Source organism: Microlunatus sp. GCM10028923 (assembly GCF_042666975.1).
Taxonomy (GTDB): Bacteria; Actinomycetota; Actinomycetes; order Propionibacteriales; family Propionibacteriaceae; genus Microlunatus.
In genome coordinates this window covers 108,099-130,319 of sequence record NZ_JBHTFF010000003.1, presented here as the reverse complement: position 1 = coordinate 130,319, position 22,221 = coordinate 108,099, and the positions used below count along the sequence as shown (strand labels likewise).

Genomic DNA, 22,221 nt, shown 5'->3' with positions numbered 1-22,221 from the left:
TTTCGGGAAATCACCGCGGAGCAGAGTCCCGGTAACTGGTCTGCAACAACTCCTTGTAGCGGGGCAGGCCCATTCCCTCGAAGCCCGCGACGTAGGAGTCCCAGTCGGTGTCCAGGTTCTTCGACCCGGTCATGAACTCGACCGAGCTCTGGGCGATGTAGCTCTCGATGTTCGTCTGCAGGGTGGCCAGCTCGCTGGCGTTCTCCGGTGCGACCCACACGCTGTGGAAGGGGAAGATCAGCGAGCGGTCCTCGGATCCCTCGTACAGCTTGGTGGCCTCCTGCAGCCGGCGTTCGTACCCGGCCGTCGAGTAGATGTCGTCCGGCACCACCTGTCCGCCGCGGTACTCACGGGTGTTGCGGTACTGCGCCAGCGGCTGCCAGGCCGTGTTCTCCGGCGTCTGCAGCACCTTGTAGAGGGCCGGAACGCCTTCCACCAAAGGCTTGTCACCGGAACCGGGCTTCTCCCAGTCCTTGCCCTCGACGCCGAACACGCCCTCGGTCTCGCCCTGATCGGTGAAGAGGTAGTCGAGCATCTTGATCGCGGCGATCTTGTCGCGCTCGCTCGCCTTGTTGGTCAGCACGAAGGTGGCGCCCGGCGTCGAGCTGACGGCGTACGAGGCGTAGGCCAGGCCCTGCGGACCCTTCAGCGGCGGGATCGGGTTGTAGCCGGCATCGCGCTTGTCCTTCTGCTCCAGGGTGACGAAGAACCGGGGATGCAGGGTGGGCACGCCGCCCAGGATCACGTCGCCCGGATTGTCGGCCAGCTTCTGCAGGGCCTCCTGGTTCTGGCTCAGCGCACCCTTGTCGATCAGGCCCTCCTCCATCAGCTGATGCAGATAGCGCAGCCCCTCACGCCAGCCTTCCTTGTCCGCCTGGATGTCGACCTGGCCGTCCTTCAGCACGACGGTGCTCTTGTTGTTGACGCCGGCGATGAAGGAACCCATGAAGTAGGGCAGGATGTCCGAACCGACCGCGGAGGAGAGCGGAACCTCGTCGGCCTTCCCGTTCCCGTTGGGATCCTTGGTCTTGAAGGCCTGCAGGACGGTACGAAGCTCCTCGGTGGAGGTCGGGCGCTCCAGGTTCAGCTTCTCCAGCCAGTCGGTGTTCAGCCAGAGCTTGCCGGGATAGCTGCAGTGGTAGCAGTCGATCCACTGACCCAGCCCGTAGATGTTGCCGTCCGGCGCGGTCGACATCGCCCGGTAGTCCGGATTGGCGTCGAGCTCGGCCTGGATGTTCGGCGCATGTTCCTTGATCAAATCGTTGAGCGGCATCGCGACGCCCTGCTGGCCGAGCTTCATCAGCTCGGTCGGCTTGAACTGGTCCACCCACGGGATCAACAGGAACAAGTCGGGATAGTCGCCACTGGCCAGCGAGATCTGCCGCTTCTCGGCGGCGGCGCCGGCGTCCCAGGTGGTGGTCTCCCAGCTGAACTCGATCCCGAACTTCTCCGCCATCTGCTTGCTGAAGGCGTTCTCGGCCAGATTGGTGGTGGCCCCCTGGGGAGCGAAGACCGACAGTTGGACCGGGCCGCCGGGATTCTCGTCCTCCGGCGGTGCGGCCTCGGTGCAGGCCGCCAGGGAGAGGCTCGCGGCCAGCAGCAGACCGATGGCGCCGGCGACACGATTGCGTGACATGAGTGCTCCTTTGCAGATTCTGTGGGTCAGCCCTTGATCGCGCCGATCAGCACGCCCTTGGTGAAGTAGCGGGCCACGAACGGATAGATCACCAGGACCGGCACGCTGGCGACCACGATGAGCGAGTACTTCAGCAGGTCCGACAGTTGCTTCCGGTCGGCCTGCATCGCGACATCGGTGGTGGCGGCCGGGTTGTTGAGGATGAGGATGTTGCGCAACACCAGCTGCAACGGCTGCAGGCTGCTGTCCTTGAGATAGATCAACGCGTCGAAGTACGCGTTCCACTGACCGATCGCGTACATCAGGGCGATCACCGCGATCATGGGTTTCGACAGCGGCAGCACCACCGACCAGAGGAAGCGGAGGTCGCTGCAGCCGTCGAGCTCGGCGGCCTCGGCCAGCTCGTCGGGGATGGCGGAACGGAAGTAGGTCCGGGCGATGATCACCTGCCAGACGGCGATCGCGTTCGGCAGCAGCAGCGCCCAGCGGGTGTCCAGCAGGCCCAGTTGCTGGACCACCAGGTAGGTCGGGATCAGACCTCCGCTGAACAGCATGGTGATCAACACCAGGGTCATGATCACGTGGCGGCCGCGGAAGCCCGCCCGGGAGAGCGGATAGGCGATGGCGATCGTCAACGCGGTGCTGATCAGGGTGCCGGCCACGGTGTAGAACAACGAGTTTCCATAGCCGGTGAGGATCTGCGGGTTGCTCAGCACCGCCTCGTACCCGCGCAGCGAGAAGTCGACCGGCCAGAGCAGCACGTGCCCGGACGAGACCGCGGCCGGACTGGAGAAGGAACTGGCGACAATGTGGACCAACGGCACCAGGACCACGATCACGCCGACGGTCAGCAGCAGGTAGACCGCCGCCATGAACCAGCGGTCGACCCGGGTGTCCTTGATCCGGGTCGGACGCAGCGGGCGATGCGCCCCGGCCCGGCCGGTGGTCGCGGGAGCGGGCGGTGCGGCCCGTTGCGTGGCCGTCACCACAGGCCGCTTCCGCTGAGCCGCCGCGCCGCGACGTTGACCGCGAGCAGCAGGACCAGATTGACCACGGAGTTGAGCAGACCCACCGCCGTCGCGATGCCGAAGTCGGCGTTGAGCAGACCGGTCTTGTAGACGTAGGTCGCGATCACCTCGGAGTTCATCAGGTTGATCGGGTTCTGCAGCAGGAACACCTTCTCGAAGCCGACCGCCATGATGTTGCCGACGCTCAGGATCAGGATGATCATGGCCGTGGGCAGGATGCCGGGGATGTCGACGTGCCAGATCCGGCGCAGTCGCGAGGCGCCGTCCACCTTGGCCGCCTCGTAGAGCGCCGGGTCCACCGCCGACAGCGCCGCGAGATAGATCACCGCGGCGTAGCCGGTGGTCTGCCAGACGTCGGACCAGACGTAGACGTGCCGGAAATAGGTCGGATCGCCCAGCAACTCGGGCGCCTCCACCCCGAAGAAGCCGAAGGCCCGTGACACCAGGCCGAGCCGCGGCGCCAGGATCAGGATGATCATCGACACCACGACGACGGTGGAGATGAAGTACGGAGCGTAGGTGACCAACTGGACGGTCCGCCGGAACCAGCGGGTCCGCACCTCGTTCAGCATCACTGCGAGCATGATCGGCAACGGGAAGCTGGCCAGCACGGCGTAGCCGGACAGGATCAGCGTGTTCTTGATCAACGTCCAGAAGACCGGGTTCCGGAAGAAGGCCTCGAAGTGCCGGGTGCCGACCCAGGGACTGCCCCAGATGCCCTTGACCACGCTGTAGTTCTTGAACGCGATCACGTTGTTGGCCATCGGGACGTACTTGAAGATCAGGAAGTACAGCAGCGGAATGATCACCAACAGGTAGAGCTGCCAGTGCCGGCGCAGCGCCTTCCGCCACCGGGAGGTCCCGGTGCTCGAGCTCGATCGCCGTGCCGATGGGGTCTCCGGCCGGGCTGCCGGGTGGCGCGCCGCTGCCACGTTTCGCATGTGCCTCCCTGCCTCCTGCGAACTGGCGGGCTATGAACAAACGTTTGTTCAACCGCTGAAGGGAACGATAGCATAGATAGGCGAGTGAGCGACTCTATGCATTCCGGCCGCGGACGGGATCGCGCAGTTTTTCACGTCCCGTGAAAAACTGTCGCTTCCCGTCAGATATAACGCGCGGGTAGTGCCAGGAAAGTTGGTGAGGTGGTACGCGTGGGGTCGGCCGGGTGGCTCAGCCGAGGTCGGCGACCGACTCCCGTTCGATCACTTCCGGCGCCACGTCGTCGACGAGTTGGTCCTGCCCTGGCCGGCCCTCGAGCCGCTGGTGCAGGGCCTCGACCGCCTGCTCGCCGAGGCGGTCCAGCGGCAGTTTCACCGTGGTCAGCGGCGGCCAGGTGTGATCGGCCGTCCAGGCGTCGTGGATCGCGATCACCGAAAGGTCGCCCGGGACGGACAGGCCGAGCCGGCGAGCCTCGGTGAGCACGCCCATCGCGGCGTTCACGTTGCCCACCACGACGGCGGCCGGCGGATTCGGCGTGTTCATGATCGACTCCAGCGCCGGCGTGGCATCCGGCACCGTGTAGCCGTACCAGGTGATCAACTTCGGAATCACGGGCAGGTCGGCGGCACGCAGCGCGGCCCGGAAGCCGTCGGCCCGGAGCCGGGCGGTGAGCAGCGACCGCGGCCCGTTCAGCAGGCCGATCCGGCGATGCCCGCGCCCGATCAGGTACTCGGTGGCGATGCGGCCGGCGGCTTGATCATCGAGCATCACGCTCCCCCGGCGTCGCCGCATCCGGGAGTTGATCACGACCACCGGGGCGGTGCCGGCGATCGCGGCCAGCGACTCGGTGGTGTCGGCATCGCGGCCCTGCAGCAGGAACCCGTCGACCCGGCCGTCGTCGAGCAGCCGGGAGATCCGGGCCTGATCGGTCAACGCCTCGGACCGGCCGAGCAGCACCGTGTAGCCGAGCCGGGCCGACGCCTGCTCCACGCCCCGCATCAGCTCGGCGAACAGGGCGTTGGTCAGGTCCGGCACCACCAGCCCGATCGTGTACGTCCGCGCCGACCGGAGCGCCCTGGCCGCGTGGTTGGGCCGGTAGCCGAGTCGGTCGGCCGCGCGCTGGATCCGCTGCCGGGTCTCCTCGGTCGCCCGGGTCGCCGGGTCGTCGTTGAGCACCCGCGAGACCAGCCCGACCGACACTCCGGCGGCCGCGGCGACATCGACCAGACGTGCCATGGCGCGATGCTACCGAACGGCGTCCCGCTGCTCCGCCAGTCGCCAGACCTGCCCGAGCAGCTGACCCTCCGGCCCGTCGCCGGTGCTGACGAAGCGCTCGACGTACGGTCCGATGAAGGCCTGCCAGCGCAGGTTCGCCGGGTCGTCAGCCAGGGCCGCCATGGCGGCCGGATAATCGTCACACTCGACCAGGTGGAACAGGTCGGTGCCACTCCGCCAGATCGTCCAGTCCCGGATCCCGACCCGGTCGAACGAGGCCGCCAGGTCGTCCGGGATGGTCAGATGGTCCCGTTCGTACGCCGCCTCGGCGCCGGGCTTCAAGATCGAATGCAGGGCCACGCGCATCGACAACTCCTCTGTGAGCAAACGTTTGTTCATGCTACCGTTCTGTTCCGTCCAGGGTAATGGCAGCAACGGAGGTCGCGCGTGGACAGCACGGAGCCGCCCCTGCAGGGCGTTCGGGTGCTCGACTTCAGCCAGTTCCTGGCCGGCCCGGTGGCCGCGCTGCGGCTGGCCGATCTCGGCGCGACCGTGATCAAGGTCGAGCGGCCGCAGGGTGGCGACATCGGGCGCAAGCTGGCCTTCGCCGGGCGGTTCGCCGACGGCGACACGGTCTCCTTCCATGCCATGAACCGGAACAAGTACGGGATCACGGCCGACCTCAAGGACCCGGCCGACCTGGACCGGATCCGGTCCCTGATCACGACCAGCGACGTGATCATCCAGAACTTCCGGCCCGGCGTGATGGAGCGGATCGGCCTGGACTACCCATCGGTCCGGGCGCTGAACCCGGCGATCGTGTACGCGAGCGCCAGCGGCTACGGCGACACCGGGCCCTGGCGCGACCGACCCGGCCAGGACCTGCTGGCCCAGTCGCTGGCCGGGCTGCCCTGGCTGAGCGGCTCCGCCGAGGCCGGCCCGGTCCCAATCGGGCTCTCGATCGCCGACCACCTGACCAGCTGCCACCTGGCCCAGGGCGTGACCGCGCTGCTGGTGCGGCGGTTCCGGACCGGTGTCGGCGGCCTGGTCGAGACCAGCCTGCTGGAGGCCCTGCTCGATCTTCAGTTCGAGCTGTTGAGCACCCGGCTGAACGACCCGACCGTCGCGGTCCGTCGTGGCGGGCGGTATGCGGCGCACGCCTTCCTGCCCGCACCGTACGGCACCTACCCGACCCAGGACGGCCATCTCGCGCTGGCCATGAACCCGGTGCCGGAGCTGGGCCGGCTGCTCGACCTCGAGTGGCTGACCACCCTGACCGACGAGACGGAATGGTGGGACCAGCAGGAGGCCATCGAGGAGGCGCTCGCCGCCCGGCTGCGCACCGAGACGACCGATCACTGGCTGAAGATCCTCGACGCCGCGGACGTGTGGTGCGCTCCCGTGCTGACGCTGGAGCAGCTGATCGATCATCCCGGCTTCGCCGCCGCCCGGATGACCCAGCAGGTCGCCCGGGACGGGCTCCGGCTGACCACGACCCGCAGTCCGATCCGGGTCGACGGCGAACCGCTGACCAGTGATCGCGCCGCGCCGCGGCTGGGCGAACACAACGACCTGATCGACGAGGGGCGGCTCGGATGATCACCGTCCGCGGGATCACCTGGGAGCACCCGCGCGGCCACGGCTGCCAGGTCGCCACCGCGGCGGCCTACCGCGAGCTCACCGGAGTGGCCGTCGACTGGCAGTTCCGGTCCCTGCAGGCCTTCGCCGACCAGCCGCTCGACGAGTTGACCGCCGAGTACGACCTGCTGGTGATCGACCATCCGCACATCCCGGCGGCGGCCACCGAGGGCCTGCTCGCCCCGCTGGACGGGCACGGCTTCGATGATCAACTTCGGGAGCTGGCGGCGCACACCGTCGGCCGTTCGCACCAGAGCTACACCCACGATGATCACCAGTACGGCCTGGCCACCGACGTGGCCGCGCAGGTGGCGGCCTTCCGGCCCGATCTGCTGCCGGAGCCCCCACGGGACTGGCCCGCCGTGCTGGAGCTGGCGCGCGCGGGCCGGGTGCTCTGGCCGGCCAAGCCGATCGACGCGTACTCCAGTCTGATCACCGTCGCCGCCGGATCGGGCCACCCGCCCGCGGCGGAGCCCGGCCGATTCCTTGATCACGATGCCGGCCTGGCGGCGCTCGACCTGCTGCACCGGCTGGCCGAACTGGTCCCGCCGGACTGCCTGGCCCAGAACCCGATCCAGGTCGCCGAAGCGCTGGCCACCGGTGATCGGTGGTGCTACGCGCCGCTGCTGTTCGGCTACACCAACTACAGCCGGGCCGGCTTCCGTACCCACCGGCTCCGGTACACCGACATCCCCATGATCAACGGTGCGCCGGCCGGTTCGCTGCTCGGCGGGGCCGGGATCGCCGTCTCCGCGCAGTCGACCATGATCGACGAGGCACGCCGGTTCGCCTTCTGGGTCGCCTCCGCCGACGTCCAGCGCGGCGTCTACTTCGACGGCGGCGGCCAGCCCGGACACGGGGCGGCCTGGGACGACGACCGGCTCAACGCCGAGACCCTGGACTTCTTCCGCGGCACCCGGGCGACCCTGGAGGGCGCCTACCTGCGGCCCCGATTCCTGGGGTACATGGAGTTTCAGGACACCGCATCGCCGTGGGTCACCGCTACGCTGCGCGGCGAACTGACCGACGAGGAATTGCTGCGCCGGCTGGACGGGGCGGCGGACCAACTGTTGAGGGACGCATGAACACCGTTGATCGATTCTTCGAGGACTACGCCGTCGGGGAGCGCCGGACCACCCAGGGCCGCACCGTGACCGAGGCCGACGTCGTGCTGCACGCCGGCCAGACCGGCGATTTCTTCCCGCACCACCTGGACGCCGCGTGGTGTGCCACCCAGCCGTTCGGCCGGCGGATGGCGCACGGGACCTTGATCATCTCGATGGCGGTCGGGATGACCGCCGGCGACATCAATCCGCAGGCGATGAGCTACGGCTACGACAAGATCAGGTTCGTCAAGCCGGTGTTCATCGGCGACACGATCACCGTGACCGCCGAGATCACCGACAAGGCCGACCACCGCAAGGACCCGGACCGGCTCGGCTACCTGCACGAACTGGTGACGGTGATCAACCAGGACGGCGAGACGGTCACCGTGCTCACCCACCTGTATCTGGTGAACAAGCGGGGTGGATCCTCATGATCGACATCTTCGCCGACGTCGGCGACGCCGTCCGGATCACGCTGCCCGAGCGGGCCCGGCTGCGGATCGGCATCATCGGCGCCGGCGCGATCGTCGACGTCGCCCACCTCCCGGCCTACCGTGCCCTCGGCCTCGAGGTCGCCGCGATCGCCGATCTCGACCAGGCGAAGGCGGCCGACGTCGCGGCCCGGCACGGCATCGGCTCCGTCTACGGCGACGCCGAGCAGTTGCTGGCCGATCCCCGGGTCGAGGTGATCGACATCGCCGTCACGGCGGACGCGCAGCCGGCCCTGGCCGGCGCCGCGATCGAGTCGGGCCGGCCGGTGCTGGCGCAGAAGCCGTTCGCCCCCGATGTCGCCACCGGGCAACGGATCGTCGAGCTCGCCGCCGAGCGGAACGTCGCGCTGGCGGTGAATCAGCAGCTCCGGTTCGACGAGGGGGTCGCCGCCGCCCACCGCATGATCGAACTCGGCTGGATCGGAGAGGTCACCGCGATGTCGATCATGGTCGACATCCGGACCGCGTTCTTCGACGACTGGCCCTGGATGCGCGAGTTGGACCGGGTGGAGATCACGTACCACTCGATCCACTATCACGACGTGATCCGCTGGTTCCTCGGCGAACCGGACGCCGTCTTCTGCGCCGCCGGGCGGCTGCCGGGCCAGCCCGGCCGGGGCGAGACCAGGACCATCTCCAGCTATCTCTATCGCTCCGGGGTCCGTGCTCTGGTCCACGCCAACCACGACAATCTTCATGGCGACAGCAGCGCCACCTTCCGGATCGAGGGCACCGCCGGAGCGATCCGCGGCACCCTCGGCCTGCTCTACGACTACCCGCACGGCCGCCCGGACACGCTGGAGCTGCACAGTACCGTGCTGCCGACCGACGGCTGGCTGCCGTACCCGGTGACGACGCGGTGGATCCCGGACGCCTTCGGCGGCCCGATCAGTTCGCTACTGAACCACCTCGCCGACGGCACCTCGTTGCGCTCCTCCGGCGCCGACAACCTCGGCACCCTGCGGCTGGTCGAGGCCCTCTACACCTCGATCGACGAGGCCAGGGTCGTCGAACTGACCGGCCGCGGCTGAGCCTCCGGACACCACGCCGTCGGCGATCTCCAGCGATCCGGTTTGCCCGATCGTCCCGGTACGGGGTCGAATCGAGCCATGACCGGGCACGTGACGATCCGTGAGGTCGCCGATCACTTCAAGGTTCCGCTGTCGACCCTGCACTACTGGGAGCGCCGCGGGCTGATCACGCCGGAGCGCCGCTCCCGGCAACGGGTCTACGACGCCGACCAGGTGTATCGGATCGCGTTGATCGACATCTGGCGACGGACCGGGCGGTTGAGCATCGAGGAGATCGCCGAGCTGCTCGCCGCCGATGATCATTGGCGGAGCCGGGTGGACCGCCAGGTCGCAGCGGTCGACGCCCAGCTGGCCGACCTGGAACGGGCCCGCGCCTACCTGGTCCACCTGCGCACCTGTGCGCACGGGCCGGCCTTGGAGCGCTGCCCGGAGTTCCGGGCCGGCATCAGTGTCCCGGCGAGCCTGTTCTCGACCTGATCAACTTCTCGGCATGATCAACGCGGCCAGGACGGCGGCCGCTGCCAGACAGATTCCGGACACGGCGAACGCCGGACCTTCGCTCCCAGCCGCGACACTGAGCCTGGCCAGCACCGCCAGCCCGATCGCGCCGCTCGCCTGCCGGACCGTGTTCAGCAGCCCGGCGGCCAGCCCGCCGGAGCCGGCTGGGACGCCGCTGGTGGCGGCGACCGTGATCGGCGTGAACGCCGCCGCGCTGCCCAGGCCGAGCAGCACTCCGGGCAGCACCACCGAGATCAGGTACGGAAAGCGCCCGGTGATCATCACCGCGGCGAGGCCGAAGCCCACTGCGCCGACCAGGCAGCTGATCACCGTCGCCGACCGCGGCCCGAGCCGAACCGTCAGCGGCCCGGCCAGCCGGGCGCCGGCAAACATCGCGGCACCGATCGGCAGGAATCCCAGGCCCGCCTCGAGCACGGTGAATCCGAGCACCTGCTGCAGGTAGAGCGACAGCAACACCGGGCTGGCCAGGAAGCCGAGTCCCAGCAGCAGCATGATCAGGTTCCCGCTGCTCACCTGGCGCAGCCGGAGGATCGACCAGCCGGCCGACCGGCCCGGCCCGGTCGGCACCGGCTGCGCCGTGGGCAGCGCCCGGGCGGCCACGATCATGGCGGCGAGGCCGACCGGCACGGTGATCAGGAAGACCGCCGGCCAGTCCAGCCACTGGGTCAGCGGCCCGCCGATCACCGGGCCGAGCGAGGCTCCGACCGCACCCACGGCGCTCCAGCCGGCCAGCATCCGGGCCCGCCGGGCCGGATCGCCGATCAGGGTGGTCAGCAGCGCCAGGGTCGCCGGCATCAACAGCGCCGCGCCCAGACCCTGCACCGCCCGAGCCGCCAGCAACGACGTCGGAGACCAGGCCAGCCCGGCGGCACCGCGGGCCAGGGTGAACAGGCCGAGCCCGACCAGGTAGCCGCGGCGCAGTCCGATCCGGTCGCTCAGTCGCCCGCCGGGCAGCAGGAACGCGGCGAAAGCCAGCGTGTAGGCGTTCACCACCCAGGGCAGTGACTCGGCGGTGAACCCGAGCGACGCCCCGATCCGTGGCAGCGCCACCGAGACCATCGTCGCGTCCAGCACCACCAGGAACGCCCCGGCGCAGGCGCTCACCATGATCAACCGTTCCGCCTTGACCGGACCCGGATCCTGTCGTCGCACGCGTCGCCTCCTCCGTCGTCGTTAGGGACGACGATGGCGACTCAACCTCGGTTGAGTGCAAGTCCGAACCGGGACCCGCGGAATACCGGCCGAGGTCCGTGTGTTCAGGTTGGTTCGTGGTTCAGCCCGAAATCACCCGCGCCTCTGTGGGTCTGCGGTCCGAGCGCGGACCGGTTCTGTTGTCGGTGATGCTGTCGGCCGGGCTGGTGGCGATCGACTCGACGATCCTCGCTACCGCCGTGCCGGCCATCGTGGACGACCTCGGCGGTTTCTCCCAGTTCCCCTGGCTGTTCTCCGTCTACCTGCTCGCCCAGGCGGTGGCGGTGCCGATCTACGGCAAGCTGGCCGACATCATCGGCCGCAAGGCGATCATGCTGTTCGGCATCGGCGCCTTCGTGCTCGGCTCGGTGCTCTGCGGCCTGGCCTGGAGCATGCCGGCGCTGATCGCGTTCCGGGCGGTTCAGGGGCTCGGCGCCGGGGCCGTACAGCCGATGGGGATGACGATCATCGGCGACATCTACACGCTGGCCGAGCGGGCCAAGGTGCAGGGTTATCTGGCCAGTGTCTGGGCGATCTCGGCGGTGGTCGGGCCGACCCTGGGCGGCCTGTTCGTCGACTTCCTCAACTGGCGCTGGATCTTCTTCGTCAACGTACCGCTCGGCGCGGTCGCGGTCTGGATGCTGGTCCGCAAGTTCACCGAGCAGCTGACCCGGACCAAACACAAGATCGACTTCGCGGGCGCGATCCTGCTCACGGTCGGCGGGTCCTTGCTGATCTTCGGTCTGCTCGAGGGCGGTGTGCTCTGGCCGTGGATCTCCTGGCCCAGCGCGGCCGTGCTCGGCGGCGCCGTCCTGCTCTTGATCAGCTTCGGGCTGGTCGAGCGGAAGGCCGCGGAGCCGATCCTGCCCGGCTGGATCTTCACCCGGCGGATCCTCAACGGCGCCAACCTGGTCAGCCTGACCGTCGGGGTGATCCTGATCGGACTCACCTCCTACGTGCCCCTGTTCGCCCAGGGCGTGCTCGACACGTCGGCCCTGGTGGCCGGCTTCGCGCTGGCCGCGATGACGATCGGCTGGCCGCTGGCCGCCTCCAACTCGGGCCGGCTGTACCTCCGGATCGGCTTCCGCAACACGGGCCTGATCGGCTCCGTGCTGGTCCTGGCCGGCGCCGGGCTGCTGCTCACCCTGGCGGCCGGCGGCTCGATCTGGGTGGTCGCGCTGACCTGTTTCCTGATCGGCCTCGGGATGGGCCTGATCGCCAGCCCGTCCCTGATCGCGGCCCAGTCGACCGTCGGCTGGCAGCACCGCGGCGTGGTCACCGGCGCCAACATGTTCGCCCGGTCGATGGGCAGTGCGATCGGCATCGCCGTCTTCGGCGCGATCGCGAACGCCTCGCTGGCCGGCAAGGGCGCGATCGGTTCCCACGGCAGCACCAGCAGCGACGTCCCGCCCGAGGTGCTGGCCCCGGCGATCCACCAGGTCTTCTTCGGCTCGGCCGTCTTCGCGGTGCTGCTGGTGATCGCGGTGTTGATCATTCCGCGCAAGATCGAGACCGACGCGTCGGCTCAGTAGGTGGTCGAGAGCCCGCCGTCGACGGCGATGGTCTGCCCGGTCAGGTAGGACGCGCCGTCGCCGGCCAGGAAGGCGACGATGCCGCCGATCTCCTCCGGCCGGCCCCAGCGGCCGAGCGCCGTCCGCGAGGTGACGAACGCGGTGATCTTGGGATCGGCCACGATCGGTGCGTTCGTCTCGGTGGCGAACGGACCCGGCGCGATCGAGTTGACCCGGATCCGATGCGGACCCAGCTCAGCTGCCAGGGTCCGGGTGAGGCCGTCCAGACCCGCCTTCGCCACCGTGTACGCGACGTCGGCCCGGGCGCCGAGCAGCCCGCCGACCACCGACGAGACGTTGATGATCGCCCCGGGCCGGCCGAGTCCGACCAGCCGGCGGGCGACCACCCGACTCATCGCGTACGCACTCGTCAGGTCGACCCGGACCAGCCGCTCGAAATCGGCCTGGTCCATCTCCAGCACGCCGCGCCGGTCCCGCTGACCGACGTTGTTGATCAAGATGTCGATCGGCCCGTGATCATCGGCGAGCCGGTCCACCACCTCCGCCGCGCCGGGGTCCGTCACGTCGAACGCGGCCGGGTGGGCGTCCAGTCCGGCCGCCCGCAGCGATGCGCAGACGGCGGCCAGTGCCTCGGGCTCCCGGCCGTTGATCAACAACCGCGCGCCGGCCGCGCCGAGCGCCCGGGCCATCTCCAGGCCGAGACCGCGCCGGCCGCCGGTGATCAGGGCCAGCCGCCCGTACAGGTCCGTCATCGGGTCAGAGCCGCCACTCGAGCTCGGCACCACCTTGGCGCCCCGATTCGGCGACCAGCAAGGAGATCCGGGTGCTCAGCAGCTGCTCGGCGACCGTACTCGGCGCCGGCCGCCGGACCAGGTCGGTGAGCACCCACTGCGGTTCGTCGGCCGGCAGCCCGCAGGCGATCACGGGCGACGGCCGGTCGCCGGTGATGGACCGGAACCCGCCGTTGCGGACCTCCCAGGCCGCCGCGCCCTCGTCGCCGATCAGCTGGACCACGAGCGCCGTGCCGGCCGTGCCCGGATGCCGCACCACCTCGCACCCGGAGTCCCCGTCCGGGCCGGTCCCCCGCACGGTCATGATCACCTGCTCCTCCGGCTCGCCGACCGTCTGCACCGACCCGTCCGCAGCCTGCACGAACCCGTTCACCGACGGGGCGGCACCGCCCACCGGCTGCGCAGGTTCGGCCACCGATCGGCCAGGCTCGCCGGCCGCGGCGCCGCCCGTCACGGTGCCCTCGCTCGCCCCGGTGAACCATCGGTACAACTCCAGGGTCTCCCGGCTCGCGCCGGCCAGGTCCGCGTCCGAGACCTCGCCGGCCACCTCCAGGACGACCTCCCGGACCCGGCCCAGCCGGCCCTGGTCGACCAGTTCCCGGGCCAGCCGTACGGCGGGATGGTTGCGGTAGGTGTGCACGACGGCGAGCCGAAGGCCGGCCGAGGTGGCGGCGTCGGCCAGCTGGTCCAGCTCGGCCAGCGATCCGGTCAGCGGCGGCGCGACGATCACGTCGACCCCGGCCGCCAGCGCGTCCCGGACCACCTCGAAGGTCGCCGCCGCCGGGCTGGCGACGGCGATCATGGACGGTCGTGCCTGCTCGAGCAGTTCCCGGTGGTCGGCGAACGCCGGCGTCTCGTGCAGCACGGCGAACTCGGCCCTGGCCGTCTCGTCCGGTTCGCTGTAGCCGACCACGTGGACGCCGGCCCGGCGCCGTTCCACCGGATGGATGAACAGCCGGTGCCGTTGGTCGGCGACGCCGACCAGTGCGAAGTCGATCATGGTTTCCTCCCCGTGGCGATGATCATGGTCACCGTCGGTCCCCTCGGCGCAGGTACGCCAGCACGGCGAGCACCCGGCGGTTCCCATCCGACTCCGGCGGCAGGTCCAGCTTCGCGAACAGGCTGCCGATGTGCTTGCCGACCGCGGCCTCGCTGACCACCAGGTTGGCCGCGATGGTGGCGTTCGACTGCCCCTGGGCCATCAGGCCGAGCACCTCCAGCTCGCGCGGGGTCAGCCGTTGCAACGGGTCGCGCCGGCTGCCGAGCAGGGCCCGGACCACGTCCGGATCGACGACCGTACCGCCGCCGGCCACGTCGGTGATCGACTCGGCGAACTGGGTCACCTCGGCCACCCGGTCCTTGAGCAGGTAGCCGACCCCGGCACCGGACGATTCGAGCAGCTCGTCGACGTACGCCTGCTGCACGTACTGACTGAGCACGATCACGGCCAGGCCGGGCCGGTCCCGGCGCAGTTGGACGGCCGCGCGCAGGCCCTCGTCGGTGAAGTCCGGCGGCATCCGTACATCAGTGATCACCAGATCCGGATCATGATCACGGACCGCCTCCAGCAGCGCGGTCGCATCGCCGACCGAGCCGACGACCCGGTACCCGAACCGGGACACCAGGCTCTCCAGTCCCGATCGCAGCAGGACCGAATCCTCGGCGATCACGATCCTCAGGTCAGTGGCTGGCATGGCACCTCGAACCGTACAACGGTGGGACCTCCTGGAGGACTCGACACATACATCCGGCCGTCGACGACGGCCAGCCGATCGGCCAGTCCGAGCATGCCCGACCCGCCGGACGGATCGGCGCCGCCCCGGCCGTCGTCGGTGACCTCGGCGATCAGCCGACCGGTCCGCCAGTCCAGCGACACCGTCGCCAGCCCGGCCATCGCGTGCTTGGCCACGTTGGTCAGGGCCTCCGCGACCGCGAAGTAGATCGCCGTCTCGACCGGCGACGGATAGCGTTCCTCGGCCGCCAGCCGGGTGTCGACGGCGAGCGGCGACCGCGAGGCCAGGTCGGACAGCGCAGTCGCCAACCCGCGTTCCACCAGCACCTGCGGGTAGACGCCGCGGACCAGTTCGCGCAGCTCGACCAGCGCCAGCCGGGCCTGCTCCTGGGCCTGGGCCAGCCGGTCCCCGACCTCCGAACCCTCGGGTACGTCCATCCGGGCCAGCCCGAGTTCGACGCTCAGCGCGACCAGCCGTTGCTGGGTGCCGTCGTGCAGGTCCCGTTCGATCCGGCGCCGCTCGGACTCGAACGCGTCCACCAGCCGGGCCCGCGACGTGGTCACCTCGGTCAGCCGGCGGCCGAGTTCGGTCTCCTTGGGCGCCAGCACGGCCCGGCTGATCGCCGCCCGCGCGCCCGCCCAGGCGGTCACCAGGTAGGCGAAGAAGGGCACCAGGACCAGGCAGATCACGCCCACCGCCAGCGATTCCAGGACATTGCTGCCGGCGATGATGTCGATCACCGACACCACCGCCATCACGAACGGCGCGACGAACACGGCCAGCACGACTCCGTCCAGCATGCAGAGGATGGTGCAGACGACCGCGTACCCGATCTCCTGCCAGGTCAGCGGATCCCGGATCCGGGTGCTCACCCAGACCCGCAGGTCGGCCTGCTCGCCCCGGTTCCGCGGCCGGTCGATCGGCTCGGCGTCGACCATCCTGATCCGGAACCGCTCGACGCGGGCCAGGCCGATCCCGCAGAGGACGAAGACGCAGAGCAGCACGATCACGCCGAGCAGCGCCAGCACCGACTGCGGACTGAACCGGGTCATCGCGATCATCCGGACCAGCACGGTCAGCGCGATCACGATCAGCGCGAAGCAGGCGCCGATCACCGCGCCGACGCCAACACCACTGAGCAGGTACGCCAGCGAGAGCCATGGCCACCGCGACAGCAGGAAGCGCCGCGGTGTCTGAACCATGGCCTGCCAGGGCGCACGAGCGGACACGTTGGCGACCCTACTGACGCGGGCCCGTCGGCACAGTAGGTCCAGGCCTACTCCGTGGGTCGGGCAGGCCTGCCCAGCCAGCGGGCCAGCCGCTCGGTCGGGCCGGCGCCCGGGGCGGCGGCGACCGGCGGGCCGAACGGGATCGGACCACCCCGGGGCTGCTCCGGTACGGCCTTCCGCGCCGCCACCAACCCGCGCTCGGCCAGCTCGGGGTCGGCCTCGGCGGGCTGGCCGGTGGCGGTCGCCAGGTCCCAGCCATGGGTCAGCGCCTCGGTCAGGTAGCCGCCGAGCGCGAGGGCGCCGGGCACCTCGCCCCACGGCACCCGAACCGTCCGGGTCAGCGTGGCGTCGTCGGTCCAGGCCGCCCGCGCCGCCCGGATCCGGTCCCGGTAGCCGGCCGCCAGATCGTCCGGCAGGTCCGTGACGACGTGCGGTTCGACCATCGGGTCACTGCCCTCGCCGATCCGGCGGACCCGGCCGGCGCCGGTGTAGAGGTGGCCGATCAGCGCCCGGACGTCGAACTCGGGGCACGGCGTCGGCCGCTCGAGCTGATCCGGCCGGACGCGGTCGATCAGCCCGGCGACCCAGTCCTGGGCCTGGGCGAGGGCGGGGCGGAGGTCGGAGTGCTGCATGGCGGAACCTTTCGTCGAAGTGGCTTGCCGGACCAGCGTCTCCCGCAATAGGTGACACGAAGTGTCGTGTATGACATCGTGGCCGGATGCGCGCCGATCGCCTGATGATCTTGGTCGGGCTGCTCCGGCAGTACGGCAAGCTCAGCGCGACCGACCTGGCCCGGCGGCTGGAGGTGGACCGACGGACGGTGCTGCGCGACATCGAGGCGCTGTCGACGGCCGGGGTCCCGGTGTACGCGCAGCGCGGCCGCAACGGCGGCTTCGCCCTGTTGCCGGGCTATCAACCGGATCCGGCCGAGCTGACCGAGGACGAGACGGCCGCACTGTTCGTCGCCGGCGGCCGGACCGCACTCGGCCGGCTCGGTGTCGAGACCGCGCTCGCCTCGGCCCTGAACAAGCTCGCCTCCGGCCTGCCGGCCCGGCTGCGCGACAGCGTCGAGCGGCAGTCCGAGCGGATCGTCGTCGACCCGGCCGGCTGGATCCTGGACCCCGAGCCGGTGCCCGAACTGCCGACCGTCCAGGCCGCGGCCTTCGCCGACCGGCGGCTGCGGTTCCGTTACACGCCGCGCCAGGTCGAGCGGGCCGGTCTCCGCACCGTCGATCCGTACGGGCTGCTGCTGGCCGGCTCGGCCTGGTATCTGCTGGCCGGGCACCGCGGCCGGCCGCGCGCCTACAGGGTGTCCCGGATGACCAGGGCGGTGATCATCAACGCCCCGGCCCAGCGCCCGGATGATCTTGATCTGCGCAGGCTCTGGGCCGACCTGCGGGCCCGGTACGCCGGGATCGAAGGGATCCCGGTCCGGCTCCGGGTCCGCTCCACGTTCCGCGAGCTGCTGCTGCGCAACCTGTCCGCCCAGCTCACCCGACCCGCCGTTTCGCTGCCGGCTGAGGACGACTGGTCGGGTCTCGAACTCTCGATTCAGAGCCTGCGCGGGGCCGCCGGTGTGATCGCCGGGTTCGGGGCCATGATCGAGATCGCCGACCCGCCGGAGCTGCGCCGGCTGCTGGCCGAGCTCGGCCGGGAACTGATCGCCCTCGACACCTCGCCCTGAGTCCGTACGAACGTACTGTACGATCGTATGTCATGAGCACCGAGTCCGACCTCAGGGCGACGACCGGGCGGCCGAGTTGGCGGCTGACCCTCGGCCGCGCCCTCGGCGCCATGATCATCTTCAGCGTCGCGCTCGGCGTCGCCAGCGGGATCGGCCTCGGGGTCGCGCGGACGATGGGCTGGCCGTGGCCGGCCGGCTCGCTGCTCCAGGCGGCGCTCTGCACCGTGATCACGCTGGCCGGCATCGGCTGGCTGGCCCGGCGGACGAACTCCGCCACCGCCTGGTTCGGGTTCCGCGGGAGCAAGATCATCCGCGACCTCGGGATCGGCTTCGGGGTGATCGCCGCGGCCGCAGTGGTGGTGATCGGGCCGGCGGCCGTGCTCGGCGGGATCCGCTTCCAGGGCGTCGATCCGGCCCCGTTGCTGACCTGGCTCGGCGTCACCGTGCTCGTGGCGACCGGGCTCGAGGCCTTCCCCGAGGAACTGGCGTTCCGCGGGCTGGCGTACAGCTCGTTGCGGGGCCGGCTCCGCCCGTTCCTCGCCGCGACCGTCGCGACGGTGATCTTCGTGCTGGCGCCCGGCCTGTCGACGACGGTCAGCGCGCTGATCACCCGGGCGCTCGGCGCCGGCGAGCCACCCTGGTACGCGATCGCGCCGCCCGGCCAGGACCCGGTCAGCTACCTGATGCTGCTGGTGCTCTGGAGCTGCTGCCTGATCCAGGCCCGGCAGGTGACCGGCAGCATCTGGGTCGGCGTCGGCGCGCACCTGCTGCTGTTGATCATCAACCGGACGCTGCTCGGCTCGGCCACCGGCTCCGGCGTGCAGCTGGCCGGACCGGACCTGATCCTGGTCATCCCCGGGTACGTGATCCTGGCGACGGTCGGCTTCGCCCTGGTGCGCGGGCGCTGGTCATGATCGACACCCGGCAGCGCGGCGCGCACATCCTGGACGCCGCGGTCCGGCTGATCGCCGCCGACGGCCTGGCCGGACTGTCGATCCGCACCGTGGCCGCCGAGGCCGGCGTGTCGCTGGCCCAGGTGCAGTACTACTTCGGCACCAAGGACGCCCTGATCGAGGCCGCGTTCGACCATGCCGGCGCCGAGTTCCTGAGCCGCCTGGAACCGGTGCTCGCGGGCCCGTCGTCGCCGCACCGGCTGCGTGAGTTGATCATGCTCTGGCTGCCGCTGGACCAGGACCGGGAGCGCCGGGTCAAGGTGTGGCTCGCCTTCGCCGGCGCGGCCGCCTCCCGTCCGGCCCTGGCCGAGTCCTCCCGGCGGACCGATCGTGAGCTGCTCCGCTGGTTCGAGGACGAACTGGCCGGCCTCGGCGTCACCGACCCCGCGGTCCAGTCGGCCCATCTGCTCGCCCTGATCGACGGCCTCGCCCTCCGCTGCCTCGTCCTGACCCCGCGGGCCCGGTCGGCGCTGATCAAGCAGGTCCTCGATTCCCATCTCGAAGGCCTCGGAGCCGGCTGAACCGACGGCCCCGGTCTGGGATGATCGGGACACCATGACCGGCCGTGATCTCCGACGCCTGCCCAAGGCCAATCTGCACCTGCACCTGACCGGCTCGATGCGGCCGGCGACCGCCGACGAGCTGGCCGCCCGGCACGGGCTGCCGCCGTTGCCGCCGGTCGATCCGGCCGGTCCGGTGCCGCACGGCTGGGAGGTCTTCCAAGATCGTTACGACGCTGCCCGCGGCGCGGTGCGGACCGCCGCCGACATCCACCGGATCGTCACCGAGGCGATCGACGACGATCTGGCCGACGGCGCGGGCTGGGTCGAGCTGCAGGTCGACCCGACCTCGTACGCGGCGCACCTGGGCAGCCTGGAGGCCGTGATCGAGGCCGTGCTGTCGGCCACCCGTGACCGCCCGGCCGGCGTGATCGTCGCGGCCAGCTGGGGCGCCGCACCTGATCATGCGGAACGCCTGGCGGAGCTGGCCGTGCGCTACCGGACGCATGGCGTGGTCGGGTTCGGCCTGTCGAACGACGAGCGGCGCGGCCGTACCCAGGACTTCGTGCCGGCCTTCCGGGTGATCACCGAGGCCGGGCTGATCGCCGTACCGCACGCCGGCTTCTATCACGGCGCCTGGCACGTCCGGGAGGCGATCGAGCTGCTCGGGGCGGGCCGGGTCGGGCACGGGCTCACCTCCGTCGATGATCCCGAGGTGCTCGAACTGCTGGCCGCCGGCGGGATCGCGCTGGAGGTCTGCCCGACCTCGTACCCGCCGTTCGGAGTGGTCGCCGACCTGGCCTCGATCCCTCTTGATCAACTCGCCGCGGCCGGGGTGCCGGTGGCGCTGGCGACCGACGACCCGTTGATCTTCGGCGTCGGGCTGGCCGGCCAGTACGCCCTGGTCCGGGAGCACCTGGACCATGCCGACGCCGCGCTCGCCGCGCTGGCCGAACAGTCGGTCGCCGCCTCCGCCGCGCCGGCCGGACTGAAGGAGGAACTCCGGGCCGGGATCAGGAACTGGCTCGACTCGGCGCCCGGTTCGCGCTGACCGGAGCTGACGTGCCCGACCCGGGACGGATCCGGCCGGACAGCAGGGATCCGGCCAGCGCCGCCGCTGCGGCAACCCCGAAGATCATCCCGAACACGATGGCCGGCGGCTCCGGCGCCGTCGCGGCGATCGCGTACCCGACCGCGACGCCACCCGCGCTGATCATGGCCGAGCCGAGCAGGCCGTTGCCCGCGGCCACCCGGCCCTGCTCGGCGTCGGCGGCCAGCTCGAGCCGGTGCACCGACAGGCTGGACGAGGCGATCCCGATGCCGACGCCGGCGACCGCCCAGCCGGCCAGTCCGACCGGAGCCGGGATGACGCCGAGGGCGGTGGCGCCGGCCGCGACCAGGCCGAACCCGATGGCGGTGAAGCCCCAACGAACCCGGAGCACCGCCGTGCTACGCCGGCGCACGGCCGGGCTGCCCTGGAGCCAGGAGCCGAAGGCCCAGAACAGACCGGTGACGGTCAGGCTCAGGCCGGCCGCCGCCGGACTGAACCCGGCGCGCTTGATCAACATCAACGGCAGGTAGCTCGACCCGACCGCGAATGACGCCGAGAGCACCGCGCCCAGTCCGACCGTGGCACCCAGACCCCGGTGCAGCGCCAGAGTGCCGGACGGCAGCAGCGGCCGGGCGCACCAGATCCCGATCGCCACCAGCACGACGAGGGCCGCGGCGCCGATGATCATCGGCGTTCCACCGGTGTCCGCCAGCGGTGCCAGCGCGGCGGCGCCGCCCATGGTGCCGGCCACCGCGATCGCGTACGGCAGCGTGTTCGGCCCGGCAGGTCGCTCGGCCTGCTCGCGCGGTGCCCCGCCGGCCGAACGGATCGGCCCGAGCAGCGCCAGCACCACGGGCAGCACCAGCGCGCCGCCGATCAGGAAGACGGCCCGCCAGCCGACCCATTCGGCCACCCAGCCGGCCAGCTGCGGGCCGACCACCGACGGCAGGATCCAGGCCATCGCGATCAGGCTCATCATCCGCGGCCGCTGCGACTCCGGGATCATGATCACGATCAGCACGGTGATCCCGATGTCGAACAACCCCTCGGCGATCCCGGACAGCAGCCGTCCCGCCACGACCATGATCATCGACGGTGCCGCGGCGATCACCAGTTGCGCCACCGCGAACAGCCCGACGCCGGTCAGGATCGCCGGGCCCGGACCGCGCCGGTCGGACCAGGTGCCGGCCAGCACCACCGCGACGACATAGGCCAGGCCCGGTCCCGTGGTCGCGGCGCCGAACCAGGTCAGCCCGCCGAGCTCGTTCGCCAGCACCGGCAACACGGTGCTGGTGGCCCGGTTCTCCAGGGCACCCAGCGTCACCAGGGCCAGCATCGCCAGCACGGCCGTTGCCCGCGGCCCACGGAACAGGCTCGGCTCGCTCGTCGTACGTTTCACGCGACCGATCCTGCAACTTCACGTGAACTTGAGGTCAACCACCGGTCCGGCGTTCGTAGCGCCCCTTCGCCAACGCGTACGCCTTCGTCAGCAGGACCCGCACCGTGGCGGCGGTCCGCGGCCCGGGATTCACGACGGCGAGCCAGCCCAGCGACCCGTACACGGGATGGGCGATCACGACGTCGTCCCGGCCGGGATCATCGCTCCCCGGGTCCGATTCCCGCGGCAGGTGCCCGACCTGCTCGACGAAGGCGTCCCGGCCGGCCGCCAGGTTGACCCGGAAGGCGCCCGGCCGGTCCAGCCGGGACAGCTCGTCCTCGGGATAGTTCTTGGTCACGACGGTGGCGAACGGCTGGGTGGCCGTCGGCATCACGCCGTCCGGCGCGTAGTAACAGAACACGTCGCCCCAGGCGAGCTCCGGCGTTCCGTCGCCCGGTCCCGGCCGGACGACCAGCGTGCCGGGCAGCGCGGCGACCTGATCGACGATCTCCTGGATTTCCATGCTTCGAGCGTTTCATTAAAGTGCTTGTAGAGCCTTACGGCTCGGAATCGAGG

Annotated in this window: 23 protein-coding genes; 10 read left to right on the top strand and 13 right to left on the bottom strand. The window is 70.7% G+C overall.

Annotated features, from left to right (window positions below; genetic code table 11):
* Positions 1-10: 10 nt before the first annotated feature.
* The 5 genes from ACFQU4_RS07830 to ACFQU4_RS07810 form a co-directional block, all read right to left on the bottom strand.
* Positions 11-1,636: an ABC transporter substrate-binding protein gene (locus ACFQU4_RS07830; RefSeq protein ID WP_377489172.1), complete on the bottom strand. Its 1,626-nt coding sequence runs from the start codon at positions 1,634-1,636 to the stop codon at positions 11-13.
* 26 nt (positions 1,637-1,662) lie between these two features.
* On the bottom strand, positions 1,663-2,622 hold the full coding sequence (locus tag ACFQU4_RS07825) for a carbohydrate ABC transporter permease (RefSeq protein ID WP_377489169.1): 960 nt from the start codon (positions 2,620-2,622) through the stop codon (positions 1,663-1,665).
* Complete coding sequence (locus ACFQU4_RS07820) at positions 2,619-3,605, bottom strand: ABC transporter permease (protein ID WP_377489166.1); 987 nt, start codon at positions 3,603-3,605, stop codon at positions 2,619-2,621. The genes ACFQU4_RS07825 and ACFQU4_RS07820 overlap by 4 nt, the downstream gene beginning before the upstream one ends.
* A gap of 229 nt (positions 3,606-3,834) precedes the next feature.
* The gene (locus ACFQU4_RS07815; RefSeq protein ID WP_377489162.1) at positions 3,835-4,839 is read right to left on the bottom strand and encodes a LacI family DNA-binding transcriptional regulator; all 1,005 of its coding nucleotides are present in this window, start codon (positions 4,837-4,839) and stop codon (positions 3,835-3,837) included.
* 9 nt (positions 4,840-4,848) lie between these two features.
* Complete coding sequence (locus tag ACFQU4_RS07810) at positions 4,849-5,184, bottom strand: L-rhamnose mutarotase (RefSeq protein WP_377489159.1); 336 nt, start codon at positions 5,182-5,184, stop codon at positions 4,849-4,851.
* A gap of 81 nt (positions 5,185-5,265) precedes the next feature.
* On the opposite strand from ACFQU4_RS07810, the gene ACFQU4_RS07805 reads away from it, so the two are divergent.
* The 5 genes from ACFQU4_RS07805 to ACFQU4_RS07785 all read left to right on the top strand — a co-directional run bounded on the left by ACFQU4_RS07805 (position 5,266) and on the right by ACFQU4_RS07785 (position 9,561).
* Positions 5,266-6,417, top strand: coding sequence for a CaiB/BaiF CoA transferase family protein (locus ACFQU4_RS07805; RefSeq protein ID WP_377489156.1), 1,152 nt, complete (start codon positions 5,266-5,268; stop codon positions 6,415-6,417).
* On the top strand, positions 6,414-7,541 hold the full coding sequence (locus tag ACFQU4_RS07800) for an extracellular solute-binding protein (protein ID WP_377489153.1): 1,128 nt from the start codon (positions 6,414-6,416) through the stop codon (positions 7,539-7,541). The genes ACFQU4_RS07805 and ACFQU4_RS07800 overlap by 4 nt, the downstream gene beginning before the upstream one ends.
* Complete coding sequence (locus ACFQU4_RS07795; protein ID WP_377489150.1) at positions 7,538-7,996, top strand: MaoC family dehydratase; 459 nt, start codon at positions 7,538-7,540, stop codon at positions 7,994-7,996. The genes ACFQU4_RS07800 and ACFQU4_RS07795 overlap by 4 nt, the downstream gene beginning before the upstream one ends.
* Positions 7,993-9,084, top strand: a complete 1,092-nt coding sequence (locus tag ACFQU4_RS07790; RefSeq protein ID WP_377489147.1) for a Gfo/Idh/MocA family protein — start codon at positions 7,993-7,995, stop codon at positions 9,082-9,084. Before ACFQU4_RS07795 ends, ACFQU4_RS07790 begins: the two co-directional genes overlap by 4 nt.
* A 78-nt stretch (positions 9,085-9,162) precedes the next feature.
* Positions 9,163-9,561 carry a MerR family transcriptional regulator gene (locus tag ACFQU4_RS07785; protein WP_377489144.1) on the top strand — a complete coding sequence of 133 codons (399 nt, stop codon included), beginning with the start codon at positions 9,163-9,165 and terminating at the stop codon, positions 9,559-9,561.
* Here the strand turns inward: ACFQU4_RS07785 and ACFQU4_RS07780 are convergent, their stop codons facing one another.
* On the bottom strand, positions 9,562-10,755 hold the full coding sequence (locus tag ACFQU4_RS07780; RefSeq protein ID WP_377489141.1) for an MFS transporter: 1,194 nt from the start codon (positions 10,753-10,755) through the stop codon (positions 9,562-9,564). It abuts the gene before it with no gap.
* Between the two features lie 116 nt (positions 10,756-10,871).
* Here ACFQU4_RS07780 and ACFQU4_RS07775 point away from each other — a divergent pair, with 116 nt between their 5' ends.
* A complete protein-coding gene (locus tag ACFQU4_RS07775) occupies positions 10,872-12,326 on the top strand; it encodes an MDR family MFS transporter (RefSeq protein ID WP_377489138.1) in 1,455 nt (484 codons plus the stop codon).
* On the opposite strand, the gene ACFQU4_RS07770 is transcribed toward ACFQU4_RS07775, so the two are convergent.
* The 5 genes from ACFQU4_RS07770 to ACFQU4_RS07750 are packed head-to-tail and all read right to left on the bottom strand — an operon-like array spanning position 12,320 to position 16,711.
* The gene (locus ACFQU4_RS07770) at positions 12,320-13,078 is read right to left on the bottom strand and encodes an SDR family oxidoreductase (RefSeq protein ID WP_377489135.1); all 759 of its coding nucleotides are present in this window, start codon (positions 13,076-13,078) and stop codon (positions 12,320-12,322) included. The two genes, ACFQU4_RS07775 and ACFQU4_RS07770, sit on opposite strands and share 7 nt — an antisense overlap.
* 4 nt (positions 13,079-13,082) lie before the next feature.
* Positions 13,083-14,117 carry a Gfo/Idh/MocA family protein gene (locus tag ACFQU4_RS07765; RefSeq protein WP_377489132.1) on the bottom strand — a complete coding sequence of 345 codons (1,035 nt, stop codon included), beginning with the start codon at positions 14,115-14,117 and terminating at the stop codon, positions 13,083-13,085.
* A gap of 28 nt (positions 14,118-14,145) precedes the next feature.
* Positions 14,146-14,811, bottom strand: coding sequence for a response regulator (locus ACFQU4_RS07760; protein ID WP_377489130.1), 666 nt, complete (start codon positions 14,809-14,811; stop codon positions 14,146-14,148).
* On the bottom strand, positions 14,793-16,079 hold the full coding sequence (locus ACFQU4_RS07755) for a sensor domain-containing protein (RefSeq protein ID WP_377489127.1): 1,287 nt from the start codon (positions 16,077-16,079) through the stop codon (positions 14,793-14,795). The genes ACFQU4_RS07760 and ACFQU4_RS07755 overlap by 19 nt, the downstream gene beginning before the upstream one ends.
* Positions 16,080-16,126: 47 nt before the next feature.
* A complete protein-coding gene (locus tag ACFQU4_RS07750; protein ID WP_377489125.1) occupies positions 16,127-16,711 on the bottom strand; it encodes a TIGR03086 family metal-binding protein in 585 nt (194 codons plus the stop codon).
* 86 nt (positions 16,712-16,797) lie between these two features.
* On the opposite strand from ACFQU4_RS07750, the gene ACFQU4_RS07745 reads away from it, so the two are divergent.
* Genes ACFQU4_RS07745 through add form a run of 4 tightly spaced genes read left to right on the top strand, consistent with a single transcriptional unit; the run spans position 16,798 to position 20,267 of the window.
* Positions 16,798-17,763: a helix-turn-helix transcriptional regulator gene (locus ACFQU4_RS07745; RefSeq protein WP_377489122.1), complete on the top strand. Its 966-nt coding sequence runs from the start codon at positions 16,798-16,800 to the stop codon at positions 17,761-17,763.
* A 32-nt stretch (positions 17,764-17,795) separates the two neighbouring features.
* Positions 17,796-18,677: a type II CAAX prenyl endopeptidase Rce1 family protein gene (locus tag ACFQU4_RS07740; RefSeq protein ID WP_377489119.1), complete on the top strand. Its 882-nt coding sequence runs from the start codon at positions 17,796-17,798 to the stop codon at positions 18,675-18,677.
* Positions 18,674-19,237 carry a TetR/AcrR family transcriptional regulator gene (locus ACFQU4_RS07735; RefSeq protein WP_377489115.1) on the top strand — a complete coding sequence of 188 codons (564 nt, stop codon included), beginning with the start codon at positions 18,674-18,676 and terminating at the stop codon, positions 19,235-19,237. The genes ACFQU4_RS07740 and ACFQU4_RS07735 overlap by 4 nt, the downstream gene beginning before the upstream one ends.
* A gap of 34 nt (positions 19,238-19,271) precedes the next feature.
* Entirely contained in the window at positions 19,272-20,267 is a 996-nt protein-coding gene (add, locus tag ACFQU4_RS07730) for an adenosine deaminase (protein WP_377489112.1), read from the top strand.
* On the opposite strand, the gene ACFQU4_RS07725 is transcribed toward add, so the two are convergent.
* Both ACFQU4_RS07725 and ACFQU4_RS07720 read right to left on the bottom strand, forming a co-directional pair.
* A complete protein-coding gene (locus ACFQU4_RS07725) occupies positions 20,230-21,666 on the bottom strand; it encodes an MFS transporter (RefSeq protein ID WP_377489109.1) in 1,437 nt (478 codons plus the stop codon). The genes add and ACFQU4_RS07725 overlap by 38 nt on opposite strands.
* Before the next feature lie 34 nt (positions 21,667-21,700).
* Positions 21,701-22,168: a DUF6194 family protein gene (locus tag ACFQU4_RS07720; RefSeq protein WP_377489106.1), complete on the bottom strand. Its 468-nt coding sequence runs from the start codon at positions 22,166-22,168 to the stop codon at positions 21,701-21,703.
* Between the last annotated feature and the right edge of the window lie 53 nt (positions 22,169-22,221).

Excerpts from the sequence above, each read along its gene's own strand:
- ACFQU4_RS07830 (WP_377489172.1), bottom strand. The coding sequence starts at position 1,636 with ATGTCACGCAATCGTGTCGCCGGCGCCATCGGTCTGCTGCTGGCCGCG.
- ACFQU4_RS07820 (WP_377489166.1), bottom strand. The coding sequence starts at position 3,605 with ATGCGAAACGTGGCAGCGGCGCGCCACCCGGCAGCCCGGCCGGAGACC.
- ACFQU4_RS07815 (WP_377489162.1), bottom strand. The coding sequence starts at position 4,839 with ATGGCACGTCTGGTCGATGTCGCCGCGGCCGCCGGAGTGTCGGTCGGG.
- ACFQU4_RS07810 (WP_377489159.1), bottom strand. The coding sequence starts at position 5,184 with ATGCGCGTGGCCCTGCATTCGATCTTGAAGCCCGGCGCCGAGGCGGCG.
- ACFQU4_RS07800 (WP_377489153.1), top strand. The coding sequence starts at position 6,414 with ATGATCACCGTCCGCGGGATCACCTGGGAGCACCCGCGCGGCCACGGC.
- ACFQU4_RS07795 (WP_377489150.1), top strand. The coding sequence starts at position 7,538 with ATGAACACCGTTGATCGATTCTTCGAGGACTACGCCGTCGGGGAGCGC.
- ACFQU4_RS07790 (WP_377489147.1), top strand. The coding sequence starts at position 7,993 with ATGATCGACATCTTCGCCGACGTCGGCGACGCCGTCCGGATCACGCTG.
- ACFQU4_RS07785 (WP_377489144.1), top strand. The coding sequence starts at position 9,163 with ATGACCGGGCACGTGACGATCCGTGAGGTCGCCGATCACTTCAAGGTT.
- ACFQU4_RS07770 (WP_377489135.1), bottom strand. The coding sequence starts at position 13,078 with ATGACGGACCTGTACGGGCGGCTGGCCCTGATCACCGGCGGCCGGCGC.
- ACFQU4_RS07765 (WP_377489132.1), bottom strand. The coding sequence starts at position 14,117 with ATGATCGACTTCGCACTGGTCGGCGTCGCCGACCAACGGCACCGGCTG.
- ACFQU4_RS07760 (WP_377489130.1), bottom strand. The coding sequence starts at position 14,811 with ATGCCAGCCACTGACCTGAGGATCGTGATCGCCGAGGATTCGGTCCTG.
- ACFQU4_RS07750 (WP_377489125.1), bottom strand. The coding sequence starts at position 16,711 with ATGCAGCACTCCGACCTCCGCCCCGCCCTCGCCCAGGCCCAGGACTGG.
- ACFQU4_RS07745 (WP_377489122.1), top strand. The coding sequence starts at position 16,798 with ATGCGCGCCGATCGCCTGATGATCTTGGTCGGGCTGCTCCGGCAGTAC.
- ACFQU4_RS07740 (WP_377489119.1), top strand. The coding sequence starts at position 17,796 with ATGAGCACCGAGTCCGACCTCAGGGCGACGACCGGGCGGCCGAGTTGG.
- ACFQU4_RS07735 (WP_377489115.1), top strand. The coding sequence starts at position 18,674 with ATGATCGACACCCGGCAGCGCGGCGCGCACATCCTGGACGCCGCGGTC.
- add (WP_377489112.1), top strand. The coding sequence starts at position 19,272 with ATGACCGGCCGTGATCTCCGACGCCTGCCCAAGGCCAATCTGCACCTG.
- ACFQU4_RS07720 (WP_377489106.1), bottom strand. The coding sequence starts at position 22,168 with ATGGAAATCCAGGAGATCGTCGATCAGGTCGCCGCGCTGCCCGGCACG.